This is a genomic window from Serratia sp. J2 (assembly GCF_046269175.1).
Lineage (GTDB): Bacteria > Pseudomonadota > Gammaproteobacteria > Enterobacterales > Enterobacteriaceae > Chania > Chania fonticola_C.
Window position 1 is genome coordinate 273,808 of record NZ_JBKABN010000001.1, and the last position, 21,002, is coordinate 294,809.

The 21,002-nt window shown below is 54.0% G+C and carries 19 protein-coding genes; 15 read left to right on the plus strand and 4 right to left on the minus strand.

What is annotated here, in order from left to right; genetic code table 11:
• The first annotated feature begins 438 nt into the window (after positions 1 to 438).
• From ACKWMY_RS01350 to ACKWMY_RS01415, 14 genes are all read left to right on the plus strand, one after another.
• The gene (locus ACKWMY_RS01350) at positions 439 to 627 is read left to right on the plus strand and encodes a DUF4762 family protein (protein ID WP_024529309.1); all 189 of its coding nucleotides are present in this window, start codon (positions 439 to 441) and stop codon (positions 625 to 627) included.
• Between the two features lie 210 nt (positions 628 to 837).
• Entirely contained in the window at positions 838 to 1,506 is a 669-nt protein-coding gene (locus ACKWMY_RS01355) for a thioredoxin domain-containing protein (RefSeq protein ID WP_024529310.1), read from the plus strand.
• The gene (locus tag ACKWMY_RS01360; RefSeq protein ID WP_409485782.1) at positions 1,506 to 2,453 is read left to right on the plus strand and encodes an ABC transporter; all 948 of its coding nucleotides are present in this window, start codon (positions 1,506 to 1,508) and stop codon (positions 2,451 to 2,453) included. Before ACKWMY_RS01355 ends, ACKWMY_RS01360 begins: the two co-directional genes overlap by 1 nt.
• A gap of 24 nt (positions 2,454 to 2,477) precedes the next feature.
• Positions 2,478 to 4,616 carry a peptidase domain-containing ABC transporter gene (locus tag ACKWMY_RS01365; protein WP_409485783.1) on the plus strand — a complete coding sequence of 713 codons (2,139 nt, stop codon included), beginning with the start codon at positions 2,478 to 2,480 and terminating at the stop codon, positions 4,614 to 4,616.
• Positions 4,613 to 5,776, plus strand: coding sequence for an efflux RND transporter periplasmic adaptor subunit (locus ACKWMY_RS01370; protein WP_409485784.1), 1,164 nt, complete (start codon positions 4,613 to 4,615; stop codon positions 5,774 to 5,776). The genes ACKWMY_RS01365 and ACKWMY_RS01370 overlap by 4 nt, the downstream gene beginning before the upstream one ends.
• On the plus strand, positions 5,769 to 7,724 hold the full coding sequence (locus ACKWMY_RS01375; protein WP_409485785.1) for an ABC transporter permease: 1,956 nt from the start codon (positions 5,769 to 5,771) through the stop codon (positions 7,722 to 7,724). Before ACKWMY_RS01370 ends, ACKWMY_RS01375 begins: the two co-directional genes overlap by 8 nt.
• On the plus strand, positions 7,724 to 9,127 hold the full coding sequence (locus tag ACKWMY_RS01380) for an efflux transporter outer membrane subunit (RefSeq protein WP_409485809.1): 1,404 nt from the start codon (positions 7,724 to 7,726) through the stop codon (positions 9,125 to 9,127). Before ACKWMY_RS01375 ends, ACKWMY_RS01380 begins: the two co-directional genes overlap by 1 nt.
• Positions 9,120 to 10,370 (plus strand): beta-ketoacyl-[acyl-carrier-protein] synthase family protein, encoded by a 1,251-nt coding sequence (locus tag ACKWMY_RS01385; protein WP_074027932.1) that lies wholly within the window; start codon positions 9,120 to 9,122, stop codon positions 10,368 to 10,370. The genes ACKWMY_RS01380 and ACKWMY_RS01385 overlap by 8 nt, the downstream gene beginning before the upstream one ends.
• The gene (locus tag ACKWMY_RS01390; RefSeq protein WP_409485786.1) at positions 10,367 to 11,176 is read left to right on the plus strand and encodes a MaoC/PaaZ C-terminal domain-containing protein; all 810 of its coding nucleotides are present in this window, start codon (positions 10,367 to 10,369) and stop codon (positions 11,174 to 11,176) included. Before ACKWMY_RS01385 ends, ACKWMY_RS01390 begins: the two co-directional genes overlap by 4 nt.
• 14 nt (positions 11,177 to 11,190) lie before the next feature.
• The gene (locus ACKWMY_RS01395) at positions 11,191 to 11,439 is read left to right on the plus strand and encodes an acyl carrier protein (RefSeq protein ID WP_024529318.1); all 249 of its coding nucleotides are present in this window, start codon (positions 11,191 to 11,193) and stop codon (positions 11,437 to 11,439) included.
• A gap of 4 nt (positions 11,440 to 11,443) precedes the next feature.
• Positions 11,444 to 12,178: an SDR family oxidoreductase gene (locus ACKWMY_RS01400; protein ID WP_024529319.1), complete on the plus strand. Its 735-nt coding sequence runs from the start codon at positions 11,444 to 11,446 to the stop codon at positions 12,176 to 12,178.
• Positions 12,179 to 12,755: 577 nt separating this feature from the next.
• Positions 12,756 to 14,144, plus strand: coding sequence for a chitoporin ChiP (gene chiP, locus ACKWMY_RS01405; protein ID WP_024529320.1), 1,389 nt, complete (start codon positions 12,756 to 12,758; stop codon positions 14,142 to 14,144).
• Positions 14,145 to 14,194: 50 nt separating this feature from the next.
• Positions 14,195 to 14,521, plus strand: coding sequence for a ChiQ/YbfN family lipoprotein (chiQ, locus tag ACKWMY_RS01410; protein WP_024529321.1), 327 nt, complete (start codon positions 14,195 to 14,197; stop codon positions 14,519 to 14,521).
• An 18-nt stretch (positions 14,522 to 14,539) separates the two neighbouring features.
• The gene (locus tag ACKWMY_RS01415) at positions 14,540 to 17,203 is read left to right on the plus strand and encodes a beta-N-acetylhexosaminidase (RefSeq protein ID WP_074027934.1); all 2,664 of its coding nucleotides are present in this window, start codon (positions 14,540 to 14,542) and stop codon (positions 17,201 to 17,203) included.
• A gap of 182 nt (positions 17,204 to 17,385) precedes the next feature.
• Here ACKWMY_RS01415 and fur read toward each other — a convergent pair whose 3' ends face one another.
• The 4 genes from fur to ybfF all read right to left on the minus strand — a co-directional run bounded on the left by fur (position 17,386) and on the right by ybfF (position 20,218).
• Positions 17,386 to 17,832 (minus strand): ferric iron uptake transcriptional regulator, encoded by a 447-nt coding sequence (gene fur, locus ACKWMY_RS01420; RefSeq protein WP_021805300.1) that lies wholly within the window; start codon positions 17,830 to 17,832, stop codon positions 17,386 to 17,388.
• A 325-nt stretch (positions 17,833 to 18,157) separates the two neighbouring features.
• Entirely contained in the window at positions 18,158 to 18,697 is a 540-nt protein-coding gene (gene fldA, locus ACKWMY_RS01425) for a flavodoxin FldA (protein ID WP_021805299.1), read from the minus strand.
• 203 nt (positions 18,698 to 18,900) lie between these two features.
• Positions 18,901 to 19,188 carry a LexA regulated protein gene (gene ybfE, locus ACKWMY_RS01430; protein ID WP_021805298.1) on the minus strand — a complete coding sequence of 96 codons (288 nt, stop codon included), beginning with the start codon at positions 19,186 to 19,188 and terminating at the stop codon, positions 18,901 to 18,903.
• Between the two features lie 247 nt (positions 19,189 to 19,435).
• Complete coding sequence (ybfF, locus tag ACKWMY_RS01435) at positions 19,436 to 20,218, minus strand: esterase (RefSeq protein ID WP_409485787.1); 783 nt, start codon at positions 20,216 to 20,218, stop codon at positions 19,436 to 19,438.
• A gap of 241 nt (positions 20,219 to 20,459) precedes the next feature.
• Between ybfF and seqA the strand changes: the two genes are divergently transcribed.
• A complete protein-coding gene (seqA, locus tag ACKWMY_RS01440; protein ID WP_021805296.1) occupies positions 20,460 to 21,002 on the plus strand; it encodes a replication initiation negative regulator SeqA in 543 nt (180 codons plus the stop codon).

Genomic DNA, 21,002 nt, shown 5'->3' on the forward strand with positions numbered 1-21,002 from the left:
TGAATCCTCTCTTCATGCCGTTTCCCTTTCCGCTTACTGCCCCTGATTGTGATCACTTGGCCTGCGTTCTTTTAACTGCAACTCCATACCCATAGTGAAATTGTGGTAATAAACTCGCCGGATTTATCTGAATCGCACTTAATATTGCATAAATTTTGAGTCGTTCATCTTGGCTTATTCCTATTACTAAATATCGAAATAACGGAAGGTTGCGACCACTTATACTTATATTTTCTCGCTCTGCGTATTAGCCACAAATTTATTGATCTGAGTTAGTTGTTCGGCTATTCTTGCCGAAAATACAGGATGGTAAATAATAAAAGTCAGCATGCTTTAATAAAGGCATAGTTTATTGTGCCTTTATACTAAGCATGGTTTTTTTCTATCAAGATAGATAATTCCAAGGCTGATTTATACTCACTATATAAGGATTATGTTGTGAAAAAGCTTACTGTTTCTCAAGCAAACTCAATCGTCGGTGGTACCTGCAAAACCTGTTCTACCAAATATGTCGCCTCTGGTTTCAAGTGCAATATGGTAACGACCTGCACCGATAAAACCGGTAAAGTCATCAGCCAGGACTCTAAGCCTACCGCTTTGGCCAATTGCGGTATCATTGAGAAGTAATACTGAGTAACGGTGTCCAGTTGTCCCTGTCCTTACTACCCTTGAAAAGATGGTTATTGAGCCCGAGTCACGCTCAAGCCTGTGTCCAGTAAGGGCGGGTAAGCATGGATCATTATTCAGCGTTTATTTCAGTGCTGATGCGATTTTTTCGTGTCAGCCTGTTTTGCAACGATAAAGCTAATTGCCTGGCACTTTTAGGACGCGTTTTTCATGTTCAGAACCCCTCTGTTTATTACGCTGTATACGTTAGTGGTTATTATTGTTTCATCACTCATGACGACAGCCTATTTTCACTATTTTGTATTGAACACCAATGACGAACAGCAAAGCCTGGTCGCTTTCGATAATAACAATGTTAACAATAGTCCGATCGAAGAAGGCAATACCCTTATCGAACTCTTCTCTTATGGTTGCCATTACTGCGCCCTGAATGAAGAAAACATAGATAAGCTGGAAGCGCGGATGCCTGCCGGGAGCAAGTTGATCCGTTTGCATATCAATAATGAGCAGATGAATGGTTTGGCCAGTTTTTCCTCATTGTTTGCGACGTTAACGGTGATGGGCATTGAACCGCTGCACCGTCAGAGCGCCTACGACGCGATTATCCGTGACAAGATCGATCTGAGTAACCCTAAAAGTCGTGATATCTGGCTTCAGGAACAAAACATCGATCTCGCGGAGTACACCCGTGTTAGCCAGACCCCGCAGGTTAAAGCTTTGCTGAGCTATATGACCGATGTCACCCGCTATTACAACATCGACGCCACGCCGAGTTTTATCGTCAACAGGAAATGGCTGGCATTGCAGGATCGTGAGTTCCCCGAGTTTGCTGACCACTTGCTGTCGTTGTTACAGCATGACAAACCGCTGGAGCCCTAATGCGTTTCTTTGCTGTGTGGGCCTATCTGGCATGGCGAAATAGCCTGGCAACGCTGATGCGTAGTATGGCGCCCTTGCGCAAAGCACAGAGAAGTGTCGCCTGTTGGCTATTGCAGCACGGTGATTATCGTTGGTTTCTTGTGCTGGCGGCGTGGGGCAGAAGGTTTCGGCTAGGCGACCGAGGGGAGCGCAGGCGTGCTTTTGTGGCCGCCGCCAATAAGCAGTGCTTGCTTGGTGATGGCCGTAAATTGGACTTTGCTGGCTTGAGCTATCGCCGGCGGCTATTGGATCTGGCTGCTACCTATGGGCAAAACCCACAGATACAGGCTCAGATGGAGCGTTGTAAAGCGCAGTTGAATGCCGTGGTGGAGCCTTTGCATCAAGCCGGTTCGCCGGTGGTGCTGGCTCCGTTGCATATGGTTTCCGATGTGTTGGCTGGAATGGTTGGGGGAGCGGCTTTCCCAGGTCAGGCAACGGTGATCGTTTCCAGCAGTGTCGAAATCTATCAGGAAAAAGTCCGCCAGCTAGGGAAGGTCAATCTTTCATATTGTTCTATCCATGACGATAGCCGGGAAATTGCCGGCAACCTGATGGCGGCGATCATGGAGGCAGCGGATCATCGGCGGAACATCATGATCTTCCCTGATATCACCCCCGATTACACCGTAAATACCAATACGGCAGCAACGGCAAAACTACCTTGTCGGCTTTTCGATCGCCCAGCCAATTTGCACAGCGGAGTGATACGTATTGCCCGTGCGTTATCGGCACAGGTGGTTTTTTATTACCTGTATTACGACCAGGAACTAAAAATCCATATCGAGCCGCCGGTGCAGGCTCGCAGCCTGAAAGCCAGGCTGCCGGAAATCATTGAAACGTCGATAGCCCGGCATCCTGAAGACTGGCTGTTATGGCACGCGCATTCGTTATTTTTTATCAATGAATAATCTGGAAATTGAAGAAGTCAGATCATGGAAAAGATAATCCCGACGCAGGTTTTTCAAGGTGAAACCAATGAATGTGGGTTGGCCTGCATCGCCATGCTGGCGCAGACGCAGGGCATCGATGCCCCGCTGGAGAACTTGCGTGAACGCTATCCTGCGTCGCAGCACGGCACCTCGTTGACCACGTTATGTACCATTCTCTCTGAGCTGGCCATACCCGCTTACCCGGTGATTTTCGATCATGGTGAGCTGGCGGAGCTGCCGCTGCCTGCCATTTTACACTATGGTGCCAGCCACTATGTGCTATTGGCGTACCGCCAGGGCAACTATGTTTGCGTGATGAATCCGGCGATAGGTCAGCAGCTGTTGCCCATCGATGCATTAAAATTGGAAATCAGCGGCTACGCGCTGGTGCTGGACAGTGAAAGCCAACCCGCTTCACAGGCAAAGGCGGATAAAAAGCGCGGAACGGGTTTCAAAGCCTTGGAGTGCATGAGCCTGAAAGAGACTGCCAGGATGCCGGGTATCTATCGGCTGATGGTGCTGGCCTTTCTGATTTCCTTAACCCTGTTCATCATGCCGACGATGGTGGGCAGCGCCATCAATCAGGTTTACTCCTCGGCGGGTGACGCCGACTTTCCGTATTTCTATTTCCTGCTGGCATTTTTTGTTTCTACCCTACTGGCCTTCGCCGTGCGTTGGGTCACGGAGCGGTTTATCAAACGTTTTGTGGTGGTCAACAGCGTAGCCGGTTTCTCGCGGTTACTCAGTAATTCGCTCAACTTCTTTGCCAAACGTGCACCGGGCGACGTGTTCAGCCGCTTTTCCAACTGGCAGTTGGCGTCCGGCATCAAGATCGAGCTGGATAATGGTCTGCGTACCGATTGGATTATCGGCGCTATCGCGTTAGGCGTCATGTGTTACATGAGCCCGCTGCTGGCGATAGTCTCTGGCGTTGGCGTTACGCTAATGGGATTGATCAGCATCTGGGCCATCTACCGCGATCGCTATTATACCCAGCAGTTGCAGGTAAAAACGGCGGAGCAAAGCGACTTTATTCTGGAAAGCATTCAGGGTTTTTCCACCATCAAATCCGCCGGGCTGGATAGCCAGCGCAAAAGCGTGTTTGCCCGCTACGCGCTGTCTCTGTTTACTTGCCAACAGCAGCAGAGGATCTATGAGCAGGTCAAAAGCAGCCTGTATCAGCTGATCGGCAGCCTGGAGATGGTGTTTTTCATGCTGCTGGCGTTGCCATTGTTGAAAAAGGGTGTCCTGACGCTGGGGGAGTTTTTCGCCTACAGTTTTGTGCGGGAGATTTTCACCTCGTATATCACCAAAATATTCTACGCCATTTTGCAGAAGAACCAGCTGCACGTCATCGATACCCGTGCGCGGGATCTGTTTCCTTCCAGTTCTGAACATGAAGCGGCGCCTAAGACGCTCCCGCAGTTCAGCTCTCGGTTGAGTTTTCGCCATATTGTCTTTGCCTATGATGCCCAACTGCCGGTGCTGCATGATTTGTCGATATCGCTGCAACCCGGCCAACGGATTGCCATTGTCGGCGAGTCGGGGACGGGCAAAAGTACGCTGCTGAAAGTGATGACCGGCCTGATGGCTCCACAGCAAGGTGAGGTGGTGGTCGATGGTCAGACGGTCGATTATCGGCAGATACACACCTTGTTCTTCCTGCAAAGTCAGGAAGATATTCTGTTCAATGCCTCGGTGCTAGAGAACATCACGTTGTTTGATGAGAACGTGGATGAGCACCAACACCAGCGGATTAAGCGTTCCCTTGAGGGGCTGAATCTGCACTCGGTCGTAGAAAAACTGCCGGGTGGCCTTAATGCCCTGATCCGTGAAAGCCATGCCGGATTGTCCCTGGGGCAGCGCCAACGCCTGTTATTGGCACGGGCAATGTACAGCAACTGCCCGGTGCTGGTGCTGGATGAACCCACGGCCAACCTGGATGAAAATACGGCGCATCAGGTGATGACGACCTTGCTGGCCCATTGCCGTGAACAGCACAAAACGCTGATCACCGTGACACACAGCGAAAGCGTGCTGTCGATGTTTGATCGGGTTTATCGCATGGACAATGGGGGTATGAAGCAGGTTGATACCCTGTTCGCACCGCAACCAGACCTGACAGCGGCAGCATACTCATGAAGATTAAAATGGCAGGGAAGAAGGTGCTGATGGCTGTACTGGCATTGGCCGCAATGAGCGGTGCGGTTGTCTGGTATGCCATGACGCCAACATCGGATGGTGCCCCCAATACTGTCGAAATTACCCGCGGTGATATTGAGAAAACGGTGCTGGCTACCGGGGTACTTAAACCGTTGCTGCAAGTCAGCGTCGGGGCGCAGGTCAACGGGCAACTGCAAAAGCTGTATGTGAAACAGGGGGATCGCGTCACTCGCGGGCAACTGTTGGCAGAAATTGATCCCACGTTGCAGCAGAATGCGCTGCGGAAATCGGAGGCGGCATTACAAAGCGCTCAGGCGCAGAAACAGGTCACTCAGGCGATGCTCAAACAGTATCAGCAGGAACTGACCCGGCAGCGCAGAATGGATCGCGAAGGTTCCGGCATAAAGAGTGAGTTGCAGAAAGCCCAGGCCCAGCTCCAGACGCAGGTCGCCCAGCTAAAGGTGAATGATGCCCAAATCGTTCAGGCGCAGATGGAGCTGGAAACGGCCCGCGCCAACCTGGGCTTTACCCGCATTGTCGCGCCGATAGATGGTGAAGTGTTGGGGATTGTCACCAAAGAAGGGCAAACCATTGTCTCTTCTCAAACCGTACCCACTATTTTGGTATTGGCGGATGTCGACACCATGTCAGTGCATACCCGCATATCAGAAACGGATATCCTCAAGGTTCGCGTTGGGCAGCCACTGTGGTTTTACGTGGTTGCCGATCCGAAAAAGCGCTATGAGAGTGTGATGGGCTCGATCCAGGATGCGCCTGGGGAGGCCTTGCTGGACGACAACCTTGCGACTTCCTCCAGCCAACAAGCCTCTGCGGTGTATTACAACGGCGTATTTGTGATCGCCAACGCCCAGCGTTTGCTACGAACCTCAATGACTGCCCAAGTGTTTATCATCACCGAACAGGCCAGGAATATCCTGCGTGTGCCGGTTGCCGCCTTTGGCGCACAGCGGGATGCTGACCGCTATCAGGTGCAGGTGATGAATGGCAAGCAGCTTGAGCTACGCTGGGTCCGTATTGGGCTTAATGACCGGCAGTTTGCCGAAGTCAAAGAAGGGCTCAACGAGGGAGATCGCGTGGTGCTGAGCTCCTCGGTGCCGGGAAGCGATCATCATGGCTGAACATAGTGATCCTTTGATCGCCCTGAGTGGCGTCTCCCGACATTTCGTGTCCGGATTGCAAACGATAGCGGTGTTGAAATCTATCTCACTCACTATTCAGCGGGGAGAAATGGTGGCGATCATTGGCGCTTCCGGATCGGGGAAATCCACGCTGATGAATATTATCGGCTGCCTGGATAAGCCGACGCAGGGGGAGATGTCCATCAAGGGAATTTCCACCCCAGAGGCCAGTAGCGAACAGTTGGCTCAATTACGCAGCCAGTACATTGGGTTTATTTTCCAGCGCTATCATCTGATGCCGTACCTCAGCGCCGCTGAAAACGTCGCCATTCCGGCTCTGTATACGGCGATGCCGACGGCTGAGCGTCAGCAACGGGCCGAGTATTTACTGACCCGGCTTGGGTTGCAGCAGCGTATCCATTACAAACCGGCCCAGCTTTCCGGTGGGCAGCAACAGCGGGTCAGTATCGCCCGGGCACTGATGAACGGGGCGGAAATCATTCTGGCTGACGAACCGACGGGAGCGCTCGATCGTGCCAGTGGCCAGGAGCTAATGGGGATCCTGCACGCACTGCACCAGGCAGGACACACTTTGATTATCGTGACCCACGATCGTGATATCGCCAATCAGGCACAGCGCATCATTGAAATCAGCGACGGTGAGATTATTTCCGACCAGGCCAACTATGCCGTCGCGCCGTTGGAGACCCCGCCAGCGCTGCCGGTTGCTGTGGCTACTGGCCGCACAAGGTTTTGGCAAAGCGTGAAAGAGGCCGTCAAGATGGCCTGGCGGGCCTTGTTGGGGCACCGCGCCCGGGCCTTTCTATCGATGCTGGGTATCATCATCGGTATCTCTTCGGTGGTGTCATCCATGGCGGTCGGGGAAGGGGCTAGGCAAAGTATTCTGAATGAAATCAGCCAGCTGGGCACCAGTACGCTGGAGATACGGCCGGGACTAGGCTGGGATAATCTCCGTCCCGATTTTGCGCGGGCGCTCACGGTGTCCGATGTCGAACTGCTGGCGGAGCAACCTTATGTCGATAGCGTATCGCCAGTGGTCAGCAATACGGTAAAAGCGGTACGTGGAGGCAAGCAGGCCATGGTGTCGATTTCCGGCATCAGCAACGCGTATTTTCGCGTGCAGGGCCTGCATTTCCTCTCCGGCAACGGCTTTACCCGACGCGATCTGGACGAGCGTGAACCGGTGGTGATCATCGATCCAGAACTGCGCACCACGCTGTTTGAACCGGATGAGGTGCCCGAGGGGGAGATCATCCAGTTGGCGGGTACGCCTTACCGGGTGATCGGTATTGCCGAGCGTAAAGGCGGCAAGTTCAGCGGCATGATGCTTGGGGCGTGGATGCCTTACACCGCGCTGCTGGAGCGGATGTCCGGCGATATGCCGATCGAGTCGATAACCTTACGGGTCAACGACGGCATTTCACTGAACGAGGTGCAAGGCCGGGTAGAAAGGCTACTGGAACAGGCGCACGGCCAGCGTGACTTTTTCACCCAGACCAATGACCAGATGACGCAGGCCATCCGTAAGGCGTCGGATTCCATGACGCTGCTAATCACCGCCATCGCCGGAATTTCCCTGCTGGTGGGGGGCGTTGGCGTGATGAATATCATGCTGGTATCGGTGACTGAACGAACCCATGAGATCGGCATCCGCCTGTCGGTTGGGGCGCGCCCTGCGGATATTATGCGCCAGTTCCTGATCGAAGCGATGGTGATCTGCTCGCTGGGTGGGCTGATTGGCATTATTGGTGCCGGGCTGGCCGGGGTGATTTTCTCCTGGGTAACGCAGGAGTTTTCAATGATCTTTACCTGGCCACCGATGGTGCTGGCTTGCGGGTTCTCGGCGCTGATCGGCCTGGGGTTTGGTTTTTTCCCTGCGCGAAATGCAGCGCGTCTTCACCCTACGGAGGCGCTGGCACGCGAATGATGATGGGTAAACTTTCCTGGACACTGTTATTCCCTTTATTGCTCACGGGATGTGGCTCATTAGTCAAAAGCGACTATCAGCAGCCCATGCTTTCTGTGCCCTCCGAATGGCGGCAGCAGGAGAGCGGGGCAGGTTATTTACAGCACGGCCAACGCTGGTGGGACAGTTTTGACGATCCGCAACTGTCGAGCCTGATTGGTCGGGTGCTGACCAGTAACAACGATCTGGCGATTGCCGGATTGCAGCTACAGCAGGCGCGGCTGGCGGCGGGGTTAACGGATACCAACCTGACACCGGACGTGGCGGCTAGCGGCGGTGCAAGCAATGAAAAAAATCTGCGCAGCAATACCACCCCGACGGAGTCTTACCGCACCTCGCTGGATCTGAGCTATGAATTGGATTTGTGGGGCAAGCTGGCGCGGGCCAGAGAGCAGGCTCAGTGGCAGGTTGAGGCCTCGGAGCAGGATCGGCAAAACACCGCGTTGATATTGATCGGTGATACCGCGCGCTATTACTGGCAGATCGCCAGCTTCAATCAGCAGATCACGCAGCAGCAGTCCGGGCTGGCAATCAGTAAGCAGACGCTCGACATGGTGCAGTCCCGCTTCGCAGCAGGCGCGGCTGGGCAACTTGATGTATTGCAGGCGCAGCAATCGGTGATTGAGCGTGAAAACCGGCTGCGTCTGTTGCAACAACAGCGCGAGGAGGCCCGCAACGCGTTGGCCATCCTGTTCAACCGCTCGCCCACCGATCGTCAGGTAGAGCGATCTTCTCTGGACACCCACCAGGATGTACCGATAGCCAAGATGCTGCCGGTTGAGGTTATCGCCCGCCGCCCGGATGTGAAAGCGGCGGAAAGCCAGCTGCGCGCGGCGTTGGCGGGTTCGGATGTGGCTCGCCTGAGTTTTTATCCGACGCTTTCGCTGAGTGCGTCACTCGGGGCTGCCAGTAATGTTTTCCAGCAGTGGTTCAGCAACCCGGCCAGAACATTGGGCGCTAACGCTGCCTTACCGTTTGTGGAATGGAACACCGTACAACTCACCATCGAAAAGTCGGATCTGGATGTCAAGCAAGCGGCGATTGTGTTTCGTCGCACGGTCTACAGTGCCTTGTCCGATGTGGATAACGCCATGACGCAGCGGCTTGGCTATCAGCAGCAAAGGAAAAACCAGCAGCAGAATCTGCAGCTAGGCCAGCAGCGTTTAGCGCTGGCGACTAGCCAATACCAGGCGGGAGCCGTTTCTTTCCAGACTCTGCTGGATGCAGAAGATGCCCTGCTGACCATTGAAAATAATCTGGCGGATCTGCAGTACAGCTACCTCAATGCCACCATGAAACTCTGGCTGGCACTGGGCGGTGGTGTGGCAAAAGAAGATGACAGGGAAAGGAGAAATCATGAATAAAGGTTTAATGCCGCGCCGAGTGGTGGTCACTGGTTACGGGGCGGTGACGCCGCTGGGAATGAATGCAACGCAAAGCTGGGCGGCAATCATGGATTATCAGCTAGGTTACCGTTATTACGATAAATCCAGCGTGGGGATCCAGTCGCGTTTTCTGGGGCTGATCGACGAGGAGCCAAGCTTGAAAGGGGTTCCTGCTGCGATCCGTCGTCGCCTGCCGCGTTTTGCCCGGCTGGTGTTGGCCGCGGCCCGTGAGGCGATGGGCATGGCGTTTCAGGGCGACAGCCCGGCGGCCTATTACGATCTGCTGGAGTGCGGCACGATTATGGGCAGCGGCTGGGCGGGGCAGGATGAAACTCATATGAATTATGAAGGCTATCTGCGCACGGGATTGGGGTCACCTTTTGGCTGTTTCCTGTCGATGCCGAATGCGGCTACGGCGGCGTGCAGCCTGTTCTGGGGCCTGCGCGGTTATCAAAACAGCCCGATTGCGGCCTGTGCGACCGGGACGATCGCCATCGGTGATGCTTTTGAGGTGATCCGCAGTGGTCGCGCCTCCATGATGCTTGCCGGAGCCGGGGAGTCGCTGCGTACCGATGCCGCAGTGTGGAACATCGATATCCTTCGAGCGTTGGCAAGCGAGCAGGAAGATATCCGCAAGGCCTGCTGCCCGTTCAGCCTGGATCGCAACGGCTTTGTGCTGTCAGAAGGGGCGGCCGTTTTGTGCCTGGAAGAGCGGGAAGCCGCGCTGGCTCGCGGGGCGACTATCCTTGGCGAGATCAAGGGCTACGGAAATTATTCCGATGCCGTCGATTTTACTGCCCCAGCCGAAGACAAGCTTGCCCGGGTCAGGACTATCGCGCGAGCATTGGATCAGGCGGGATTGGCGGCGGCTGATATCGACTATATCAATGCGCATGGCACCTCGACGCCGCTCAACGATCTGAATGAAACACAGGCCATCAAACTGGCCTTCGGTGAAGCCGCTTTTAGCACACCGCTTTCCAGCACCAAATCCTATTCCGGGCATCTTATTGCGGCGGCGGGCAGCTTTGAATCCATTATTTGCCTGCAAGCCATGCAACATCAGATGATGCCCGCGACCTGCCACCTGACGAATGCCGATCCACAATGCGATCTGGATTACATCGGTGAGGGGCATCGCTCCGCAGCGTTACAAAATACGCTGAATCTGAGCTTTGGATTTGGCGGAGCCAATGCGGCCTTGGTGATTGGGCTGGCATGAGTATGGATCTCACTTACACCGTGCAAGATGCTGAAGCCTGGGCAGCATTTTCTGGCGATTACAATCCGATCCATTTTGACCTGCAACAGGCGCACAAAATCGGTGTGGCGCAACTGAGCGTGCATGGGATGCGTGCGATGCTGGATATGAAACGCCACCTGAGCACAGCCCTGTTGGCTACAGCGCCGGATCAGGATGGCTGTACCTTCCGCGCACGTTTGCGCCAGCCAGTGCTGTGCCAGACGTCATATCAGTTGCAGATAGCCAGCAAGGGAAGCTCGGTGACCGGTACACTGTTGGACAGTACCACGCAGGAACGCTGTTTTAGCAGTACGTTGACTTCGGCCCCATTTTTGCCATCAAGTGCTGGCGTGAAGGAACACTCGCTGACGGCGGCTGAAGTGATGACACTGACCCGCCGGTTTCCAGGAGAGGTTTATGATATCACTCAGACTTGGGGATTCCTGGATGCGTTGTTATTTCAGCTGTTGGTGCAATCCCCGGCAACGCTGGTGACGCTGAGCGCAGCGTTTCCCGAATTGGCTGCCGAGACGCTGATCGACGTGTTCGCGCAGATCCCGGTGGTGCAGACACACCATGAAACCCACTTCAGCGCCCAACTTTTTACCCCCGATCCCCATTTTCACCTTGCAGAGCGGCTGTACTACCAGATTTCGCCAATGCTGATCATGGGGGATAAACACAGCGGCCTGGTATTACGGGTGGAGATCCAGGCTAACACGCTGTCGCAGCCGCTGATAACAACGGCAGTCACCTTGAAAACCTGGCCGTTGGTCAGTGAATAACATAAGGATATACCATGGAAAAGTACCAACAAGTTTACCTCACCGTCAGCGAAATGATCTGTGACGCCAAAGATCTGGAAATGGACGACCTCTCGCCAGAGATGCCCTTGCATCAGCTAAAACTCGACAGCCTGGATTACGTCGAACTGATGGTTCTGGCCAAGCGTGAGTTTGGCGCCACGTTGAGTGCCGAAATGTTTATCGATAAACCCAATATGACGCTTGGTGAACTGTGCCAATCTTTGGCCGAACAGCAAAAATAAGCCCATGACCAGACAATGGGTATTAGTGACCGGCGGTAGCCGGGGGATTGGCCGCGCGCTGGTGGAAGAGTTGGCCAAACGGTGGAACGTGGTGTTGACCTGCCGTAGCGATCAATCGCCCTCAGCCGAGGTGATTGAGGCCTGTGCCGGTTTGCCAGGTTGGGTGGAAAACTGTATTTGCGATGGCAGTGATGAACAGGCGGTGAACCTGGTAGCACCAGATCTGTTGACCCGCCTCGGAGCACCTTTGGCGGTGATCCATAATGCGGGAATTACCCAAGACAGTTTGCATATCCAACAAACGAGCGAGCGCTGGCGGCAGGTGATCGATACTAACCTCAATGCCGTATTCTACTGGAACCGCCACCTGCTGCCAGCCATGATGGGGCAGGGCGAAGGCGCCATGGTACTGATGTCTTCGGTAACGGGGATCAAGGGCAATGTGGGGCAAACGGCCTACGCTGCCAGCAAATCGGCGATGATAGGCCTGGCCAAGTCGCTGGCGTTGGAGGTGGCGCGTTTTAACATCCGGGTGAATTGCCTGCTACCTGGGATCATTCACAGTGAAATGACAGACGCGATCCCACCGGAGGCGCTGAAGGCGCTGCGCAAACAAATCCCGCTGCGGCGTTTGGGCAAGGCCAGTGAAGTCGCCAGGGCGGCGGTATTTCTGATCGGCGATGACAGTCGTTATATGACAGGACAGAGCCTGATCCTCGACGGAGGGTTAACTGCCTGACCCACTGGGGACGAACATGTTCGTCCCCTACAAATTCCGCACCTCCAGTGCACACATGCTGCGCTTACACCTAAAACCAATCCTCCCTTGCGTTGTGGTTAGCGGTGATCACGCTTGTTTTTTTCTAAGAAATAACTTGGTTGTCACTGTGTATCATTTTTCATCATCTTGACTTATATATTCGCGATGCGAATTAATATCATTTGTAGAGCGCTCTCATTTTTAGAGTAAATCAGCGCTTTTCGCTTGCTGAAACCTTTCAATCCACAGGGGATTGGCTTTTTTAAGCTTTTATTATCTGATTTTATTGGGATTTATTTATAAATAGTGACCTTGCTCATTATTGTAACGAAATATCATCAATGTGTGCACCTTGTCATACTTTGACAAATCTCTGTCACTTTTCATTTGATAATTCGCGTCGCGAAAAATAGTCTAGCTACAGTATCAAGGCCGAGGTGAATTTTCTCATCCGGCACAATTTTACCCGATTAGGGTTTTTTATTAGCGACCGTGCAGGGCAGTGGTGAACGCAGGCGGGCGCACTTTAAAGTCAAAGTCAAAGAGGAATTTTCTTATGGGTACGCACGGTGCTCAGCGTAAAACGCTGGCGCTCGCTGTCGCGGGTGCACTATTAGGAAGCGGATTTGTCATGGCCCCAGAAGCGCAAGCAGCTGGGTTTATTGACGATTCTACGCTGACCGGTGGGGTGTATTACTGGCAACGTCAACGCGATCGCAAAGACGTTGAAACCGGTGATTTTAAAACCAACCTCTCTCACTCAACCTGGAACGCCAACCTGGATTTCAACTCCGGCTATGCGGCGGACATGTTTGGTATCGATGTAGCGGCGTTCACCGCCATCGAAATGGCCGAATCCAGCGAGAGTGGCCACCCGAACGAAATCGCGTTCTCCAGCCGTAACCGTACCTATGACGAAGATTACTCCGGCGATAAAAGCGGTATCAGCCTGTATAAAGCGGCCGGTAAGTTCAAGTATGGCCCGGTCTGGGCGCGTGCCGGTTATATCCAGCCAAGCGGGCAAACCTTGCTGGCCCCGCACTGGAGCTTTATGCCGGGTACCTACCAGGGTGCTGAAGCCGGTGCCAACTTTGACTATGGCGATTCAGGTGCGCTGAGTTTCTCCTACATGTGGACCAACAAGTACAAAGCGCCTTGGCACATCGAGATGGACGACTTCCGTCAGAACGATCGCAAAACCGACGTTTCCTATCTGCACTCTCTGGGTGCCAAGTATGATTTCAAGAACAACCTGGTGCTGGAAGCCGCGTTTGGCCAGGCGCAAGGCTACGTGAATCAGTATTTCACCAAGGCGTCTTACAAGTTTGACCTGGCTGGTAATCCGATGACCACCAGCTACCAGTTCTACGGCGCAGAAGACCGTATCGGTGATAATCGCGATCCGAACAGCATCTATGATGGCCTGGCGTGGTTGCAGGCGCTGACCTTCGGTTATACCACCGGCCAGTTCAACTGGCGTCTGGAAGGCACCATGGTCAAGGCGGAAGGTAACCAAGGCTTCTTCCTGCAGCGTATGACCCCAACCTATGCTTCCTCAAACGGTCGCCTTGATATCTGGTGGGATAACCGTTCCGACTTTAACGCCAACGGCGAAAAAGCCGTGTTCGGTGGCGTGATGTATGACCTGAGCAACTGGAATCTGCCTGGCATGGCCGTCGGAGCTTCCTACGTTTATGCCTGGGACGCCAAGCCAAGCACCAACCCGATTTACGATCAGAGCCAGCGCCTGAGAGAGAGCGCTTACAGCCTGGATGCGATGTACACCATGCAGGACGGGCGCGCCAAAGGCACTCTGTTCAAACTGCACTTCACGCAGTATGACAACCATTCCGATATCCCAAGCTGGGGCGGCGGTTACGGCAACATCTTCCAGGACGAGAAAGACGTCAAATTCATCGTTATCGCACCGTTCACTATCTTCTAATGCGCTCCCCGGTGGCCAGGCTGCCGGGGAAAGGTCACAGGACTTTAACCATGAAAAAACTGATGCTGATTATCGCTGCGGTTGCCGGGCTTAGCGCCTGTTCGCAATCGGCCGCGCCACCGGAAGATGCCAAACTGCGCCAGGCCTACAGCGCCTGTATCAATACCGCGGAAGGTTCCCCAGAGAAATTACAGGCCTGCCAGGCGGTGCTGAACGTGTTGAAGCAAGAGAAAAAGCACCAACAGTTTGCTGAGCAGGAAACCGTGCGAGTGCTGGATTATCAAAGCTGCATCCAGGCCGCCCATACCGGCAATGGCCAGGCGTATGACGCCAAATGCGGCAAGCTGTGGAAAGAAATTCGCGCAAACAACAACTGATTACGCAAGAGGTTGCAGATGAACAAGTTTAAGATGAGTGCTCTCGCCGCCCTGACGGCTACCGTTGGGCTCTTTGGCAGCGTAGGTTCTGCCATGGCCAACCAGCAGGTGGTTGATCAACTCAGCCAGTTGCAGGTCAATCTGAAGATGTTGGACAACCGTGCCGCTGAACACGGCGTGGACTGTGCCAAGCTGGGTGCCGACTGGGCGTCCTGCCATAAGGTGCTGATCACCTTGACCAACGGCAATCAGGAAATCAAAGATAAAGATTGGGCGATCTATTTCCACAGCCCGCGCCAGACGCTGAAAGTCGATAACGACCAGTTCAAAATCACCCACATTACCGGCGATCTGTATAAGCTGGAACCGACAGACAAATTCACTAGCTTCCCGGCCAATCAGGCGGTGGAAATCCCGATTATCGCTGAATACTGGCAGCTGTTCCGCACCGACTTCCTACCGCGTTGGTATGCCACTTCCGGCGATGCTCAGCCGAAGATCCTGTCGAATACCGATACCGATGATATTAACCAGTTTGTTGCCCCATTCACCGGCGATCAGTGGAAGCGTACCAAGGATGACAACAACATTCTGATGGTCCCGGAAAGCCGCTTCACCAAGAACCAGGATCTGAAAGTGTTGCCGATGGCATCGCTGCGTGGGCAAATCATCCCAACCCCGATGGAAGTTAAAGTCCATGCGAAGGATATTGACCTGAGCAAAGGCGTGGCGCTGGATTTGAGTGCGTTGACCAAGCCAGCGGCGGATGCGGCGGCCGAGCGTTTTGCCCTGCTGGGCATTGAGAGCCAGGCGAGCGGTTATCCGATCAAGACGGATATCAAGCCAGCGGCATTCAAAGGCGATCAGGCCGTTCCAGGTGCCTACCAACTGAAGATCGGCGAGAAAGGTGCCGAAATTGTCGGTTTCGATCAGACTGGGGTGTTCTATGGCCTGCAATCCATCCTGTCGCTAATCCCTTCGGATGGCAGCAAGAAGATTGCGACACTGGATGCCAAAGATGCACCGCGCTTCCAATACCGCGGCATCTTCCTGGACGTGGCGCGTAACTTCCACCACAAAGACGCCGTATTGCGCCTGCTGGATCAAATGGCAGCCTACAAGCTGAACAAATTCCACTTCCACCTGACGGATGACGAAGGTTGGCGCATTGAGATCCCTGGCCTGCCAGAGTTGACCGAAGTGGGCGGCCAGCGTTGTCATGACCTGAGCGAGACCACCTGCCTGATGCCACAATACGGCTCTGGCCCTGCACCGCACGGTGGCTTCTTCTCCCGTCAGGACTATATCGACATCGTTAAATATGCTCAGGCGCGCCAGATTGAAGTGATCCCTGAGATCGACATGCCGGCACACGCCCGTGCGGCGATTATTTCCATGGAAGCTCGTTACAAGAAACTGCTTGCCGAAGGGAAAGAGAAAGAGGCCAACCAGTTCCGCCTGGTGGATCCGACCGATACCTCCAATACCACCTCGGTGCAGTACTTCAATCGTCAGAGCTATCTGAACCCATGCCTGGATTCCTCCAAGAACTTCGTGGACAAAGTGATTGGTGAAGTGGCCCAGATGCACAAAGAGGCCGGTCAGCCACTGAAAACCTGGCACTTTGGTGGGGACGAAGCGAAGAACATCCGTCTGGGCGCCGGCTATACCGACGTGAAAAACCCGGAAGCGGGCAAGGGCATCCTCGATCTGAGCAAAGAAGACAAGCCGTGGGCCAAGTCGCAGGTTTGTCAGGCCATCATCAAAGATGGCAAAGTGGAAGATATGGAACACTTGCCAAGCTACTTCGGTCTGGAAGTCAGCCAGTTGGTGAAAGCGCACGGCATTGACAGAATGCAGGCGTGGCAGGACGGCCTGAAAGATGCCAAAGACTCGAAGGCCTTCGCGACCAAGCATGTGGCGGTGAACTTCTGGGATACTCTGTACTGGGGTGGCTTCGACTCGGCTAACGACTGGGCGAACAAGGGTTATGACGTGGTGATCTCTAACCCGGACTACGTCTATATGGACTTCCCGTATGAAGTCAGCCCGGACGAACACGGTTATTACTGGGGCACCCGCTTCAGCGACGAGCAGAAGATCTTCAGCTTTGCGCCGAACAACCTGCCGCAGAACGCCGAAACCTCGGTTGACCGTGATGGTAACCACTTCACCGCCAAGAGCGACAAACCGTGGCCGGGCGCATATGGTCTTTCCGCCCAACTGTGGAGCGAAGTGGTGCGTACCGATCAGCAGATGGAATACATGATTTACCCACGTGCCGTGTCGCTTGCAGAACGTGCATGGCACCGCGCCAGCTGGGAGCAGGATTACAAAGCTGGCCGTGAGTATAAAGGTGGTGAAACCCATCAGGTCGATACCAAAACTCTGGATCAGGACTGGCTGCGCTTTGCCAACCTGATCGGGCAGCGTGAACTGGCCAAGATGGATAAAGCGGGCGTGAGCTATCGCCTGCCGGTCCCAGGGGCACGTATCATCGGTGGCAAGTTGGAGGCGAATATTGCTCTGCCGGGCCTGGGAATTGAATATTCCACCGACGGCGGCAAACAGTGGCAGCGTTATGACGATAAAGCGCGCCCAGCGGTGGCGGGTGACGTGCAAATCCGTGCAATCAGCCCGGATGGCAAACGCTTCAGCCGTGCCGAGCCAGTGAAAGCGTAAGTGAAAACTCCGCCCACCTGCGTGTCGGTAGAGGGGCGGAGATAGTGCAAGGTGAGAGCAAGCTGCAATTGTGATAATTGAGTGGATATTTTTCCCCGGGCCTGTCCGGGGATTTTTTTGCCTGTCATCTGGGCATAAAAAAACCGCCGTGTAGGCGGTTTTCGCGTTCTGGCGGGCCAGAATCAGTTCTTGTTGTGCAGCGTTTCATTCTCGCGGCAATCACCGGTTTCACAGTGGCCGTACAGGTACAGGCTGTGGTTGGTGAGCTTGATACCGTGTTGCTTGGCGATATCGCGCTGACGCACTTCGATGGATTCGTCGCTGAACTCGATCACTTTGCCGCAGTCCAGGCAAATCAGGTGATCGTGGTGGTGTTGCTGAGTCAGTTCGAAAACCGACTTGCCACCTTCAAAATTGTGGCGGGTCACAATACCTGCGTCGTCAAACTGGTTCAGCACGCGGTATACCGTGGCCAGGCCAATTTCTTCGCCCATATCTATCAGTTTTTTGTACAGATCTTCCGCACTGACGTGATGGCATGCCGGATCCTGTAATACTTCCAGGATTTTGAGTCGCGGAAGAGTGACTTTTAAGCCAGCCTTCTTCAATGCGGAGTTGTTATCAGTCATGCGGATTCAGTCCTGTTACTATGCTAATCAAGTTGAGGCGTTCTCGCCTATGGCATCGGTTGGCACAAAGCGTTAATTGCGTCTCATTATAGAACCGGTTGCCGCAAATAGAAACCGCCGGTTGTTAACAAACCTATCTTTGCACGTTTACAGGGTAATCATGCAAAGCTTTGATGGATGGGATAAACCGATATCTCAGTCTACCGTGGCGAGGTAGGAAGTTACAAACTTGTAGCTTCTATTGCTCTAATCCGTGATGCCGATAACAGAAGGGCGCGCTCAACGGCGCCCCTTCCATGTGTTACGTATCCGCCGGGGCAGAGGCTTAGCCGACGATCTCGGCCAGGCTCAGCTCTTCACTGATTTGCTTGACCCAGGCATCTACGCGTTCGTTGGTCAGCTCAGGTTGACGATCTTCGTCAATGGCCAGTCCGACAAAGTGATCATCGTCTGCCAGACCCTTGGAGGCTTCAAAATGGTAGCCTTTGGTTGGCCAGTGGCCGACGATGGCCGCACCGCGTGGCTCAATGATGTCGCGGATGGTGCCCATCGCATCGCAGAAATATTCCGCGTAGTCTTCCTGATCGCCACAGCCAAACAGCGCCACCAGCTTGCCGTTAAAGTCGATGTCTTCCAGCGTCGGGAAGAAATCATCCCAGTCGCACTGGGCTTCGCCGTAGTACCAGGTTGGGATGCCGAGCAGCAGGATATCAAACGCTGCCAGATCTTCTTTGCTGCTTTTGGCGATGTCGTGGATTTCTGCCACATCGTTGCCGAACTTTTGCTGAAGCGTCTTTTGGATCATCTTGGCAATGTTTTCGGTATTGCCAGTGTCGCTGCCAAAGAAAATGCCTACATGAGCCATAGTAAAGATAACCTTTTAATTCAAATGAATGTGTTGCGTAAACGCGGCCTGAGGCGCTGCCAAGGGCAGGCTTGCTCAGCCGTAAATGCGTATCATGCCAGAAATTTGCCCTGAGGTTTTATCGCGTTTATGCGATGCCTCTGCGGAGGTGGAACCGATCTGGCGTCATCCTTAACGCCGTGCCGCGCGTGCGGCAGCAGAGATCAGTGTTCTGGCTGTTCTTCTGCCAGTTGGGCCAACAGCATTTGTTCGATCAATTCGCTGCGGCTGATATTGCGCTGGTCGGCCAGTTTGTTGAGAGCATCTACCGCGTCTGCGTTGATTTTCAGCTCTACACGCCGTAATCCACGCACTTTGTCCCGTCGTAGCTGATTGCGCTTATTAATTCTAAGCTGTTCATCACGGGAAAGCGGGTTGGTTTTCGGGCGCCCTGGACGGCGTTCATCTGCGAACAGATCCAGCGTCGTGCGATCCGTTTGTTCTTTTGCCATTGTTGCGCTACTGCAAGGGAGTTTGCATCAAAAAGCGGTTTACGCTTCCAGACGGTTCGATTTACACAATTCGGGCCAATAAACCCTAACCCAAATTCACCCCCAGCCAAGCGCAGTTTCACACCTGGACAGGGTGGCAAAATTATAGCGCGCCATATTACCCCAGCAGATGGAGCGACGACAATGCCTAACTTAGCCACAAACGCGCTAAGCTATTCTCTCTAGCGCGTTTTTTCGCCACTTAAGCTCAGGGCTGGTCAATAAAGCGGTGGATTGCCCGTAATACGGCGTCCGGTTTTTCCGCATGGACCCAGTGACCGGTGCCTGCAACCACATAGGCGCGCGCCTGCGGGAACTGGCGGGCGATGTCATCGCGGTAGCTATCTTGCACGTAAGGCGAGAGGCCACCACGGATAAATAGCGTCGGGTGCGGCCAGGGTGGAACCTCCTGCCAGCCGATAATGTTCTCATACTGCTCGATCAACACCGGCAGGTTGAACCGCCAACTGCCTGCATGGAAGGATTTCAACAGAAACTGGATCACGCCTTCTTCATCCAGCGTGGCCCGCATGAGCTGCGCAGCCTGCTGACGCTGAGTGATACCCGCATCGGTGACGGCTTGCAGTGCGGTAAAGATCTGGTCATGGCGGCGAGTGTCGTAATCCACCGGGGCGATATCGATCGCCACCAGCCGTTCAATCCGCTCCGGGGCTAGCGCGGTCAACGCCATCGCTGCTTTGCCGCCCATTGAGTGGCCGATTACGATGGCTCGCTCGATTTGCAAGTCGTCTAACAGCGTCAACAGATCCTGCGCCATCACAGGGTAGGTCATCTCCGCCGCGCGCGGTGAGAGCCCGTGATTGCGCAGATCGACCTTGATCACCGTATGCTGCTGGTTCAGATCGCGTGCCAGCACGCCCAGGTTATCCAGATTGCCAAACAGGCCGTGGATCAGCACGATCGGTAGGCTCGCTGGCGTGGCAGCCTCTGCGGCCAATAATTGATAATGTAATTTCATGGTGAAGTTCATGATCTTGAGATAATGAGTTAGGTTAACATGGCTAGAGAGATTATTGGTTGGTCCGCAGAATTTTGCCGATATTTCATGGTATGGTGAGGGCTTGGCGGCCAAGGCGGTTGGCTAAAGTCTGCTTTTGCCGTTTGGGAGAACATTGTAGTGTTCGCACCCGCGCTTTTAACCTTATAATCCCATGGCTTGAATGCACCAATTGGCTTCAGGTTCATAAGTAGAAAAAACGTACTGGATAAAGATGAAAACTATTGAAGTCGACGAAGAACTTTACCGTTATATTGCCAGCCACACGCAACATATCGGTGAAAGCGCGTCTGATATTTTACGGCGTATGTTGAAGTTTACCGCAGGCCAGCCTGTACGCACGGCCCCTGTGGTTGCCAGTGGGCAGGCAGAGCCGTCAGCGGCTGCCGTTGCAGCACAGCGTCCACGCGATCGCGTGCGTGCGGTGCGCGAGCTGCTGCTATCGGACGAATATGCCGAACAGAGCAAAGCTGTAAATCGTTTTATGCTGGTACTTTCCACCTTGTACACCCTCGATGCGGCGGGCTTTGCCGCGGCAACGGATTCGTTGCATGGCCGTACCCGGACCTATTTTGCTGGCGATCAGCAAACGCTGTTGGCCAACGGAACGCATACCAAGCCCAAGCATGTGCCAGGTACGCCTTACTGGGTGATCACCAATACCAATACCGGCCGCAAACGCAGCATGATCGAACACATCATGCAGGCCATGCAGTTCCCAGCGGAACTGATCGAGAAAGTTTGCGGCACCGTCTAA

What these genes read in the sequence shown, in the direction of transcription:
- ACKWMY_RS01385 (WP_074027932.1), top strand. Translation starts at nt 9,120, where the DNA reads ATGAATAAAGGTTTAATGCCGCGCCGAGTGGTGGTCACTGGTTACGGG.
- ybfE (WP_021805298.1), bottom strand. Translation starts at nt 19,188, where the DNA reads ATGGCAAAAGAACAAACGGATCGCACGACGCTGGATCTGTTCGCAGAT.
- seqA (WP_021805296.1), top strand. Translation starts at nt 20,460, where the DNA reads ATGAAAACTATTGAAGTCGACGAAGAACTTTACCGTTATATTGCCAGC.
- ACKWMY_RS01400 (WP_024529319.1), top strand. Translation starts at nt 11,444, where the DNA reads ATGACCAGACAATGGGTATTAGTGACCGGCGGTAGCCGGGGGATTGGC.
- ACKWMY_RS01365 (WP_409485783.1), top strand. Translation starts at nt 2,478, where the DNA reads ATGGAAAAGATAATCCCGACGCAGGTTTTTCAAGGTGAAACCAATGAA.
- chiQ (WP_024529321.1), top strand. Translation starts at nt 14,195, where the DNA reads ATGAAAAAACTGATGCTGATTATCGCTGCGGTTGCCGGGCTTAGCGCC.
- ACKWMY_RS01355 (WP_024529310.1), top strand. Translation starts at nt 838, where the DNA reads ATGTTCAGAACCCCTCTGTTTATTACGCTGTATACGTTAGTGGTTATT.
- ACKWMY_RS01390 (WP_409485786.1), top strand. Translation starts at nt 10,367, where the DNA reads ATGAGTATGGATCTCACTTACACCGTGCAAGATGCTGAAGCCTGGGCA.
- fldA (WP_021805299.1), bottom strand. Translation starts at nt 18,697, where the DNA reads ATGGCTCATGTAGGCATTTTCTTTGGCAGCGACACTGGCAATACCGAA.
- fur (WP_021805300.1), bottom strand. Translation starts at nt 17,832, where the DNA reads ATGACTGATAACAACTCCGCATTGAAGAAGGCTGGCTTAAAAGTCACT.
- ybfF (WP_409485787.1), bottom strand. Translation starts at nt 20,218, where the DNA reads ATGAACTTCACCATGAAATTACATTATCAATTATTGGCCGCAGAGGCT.
- ACKWMY_RS01415 (WP_074027934.1), top strand. Translation starts at nt 14,540, where the DNA reads ATGAACAAGTTTAAGATGAGTGCTCTCGCCGCCCTGACGGCTACCGTT.
- chiP (WP_024529320.1), top strand. Translation starts at nt 12,756, where the DNA reads ATGGGTACGCACGGTGCTCAGCGTAAAACGCTGGCGCTCGCTGTCGCG.
- ACKWMY_RS01370 (WP_409485784.1), top strand. Translation starts at nt 4,613, where the DNA reads ATGAAGATTAAAATGGCAGGGAAGAAGGTGCTGATGGCTGTACTGGCA.
- ACKWMY_RS01360 (WP_409485782.1), top strand. Translation starts at nt 1,506, where the DNA reads ATGCGTTTCTTTGCTGTGTGGGCCTATCTGGCATGGCGAAATAGCCTG.
- ACKWMY_RS01375 (WP_409485785.1), top strand. Translation starts at nt 5,769, where the DNA reads ATGGCTGAACATAGTGATCCTTTGATCGCCCTGAGTGGCGTCTCCCGA.
- ACKWMY_RS01395 (WP_024529318.1), top strand. Translation starts at nt 11,191, where the DNA reads ATGGAAAAGTACCAACAAGTTTACCTCACCGTCAGCGAAATGATCTGT.
- ACKWMY_RS01380 (WP_409485809.1), top strand. Translation starts at nt 7,724, where the DNA reads ATGATGGGTAAACTTTCCTGGACACTGTTATTCCCTTTATTGCTCACG.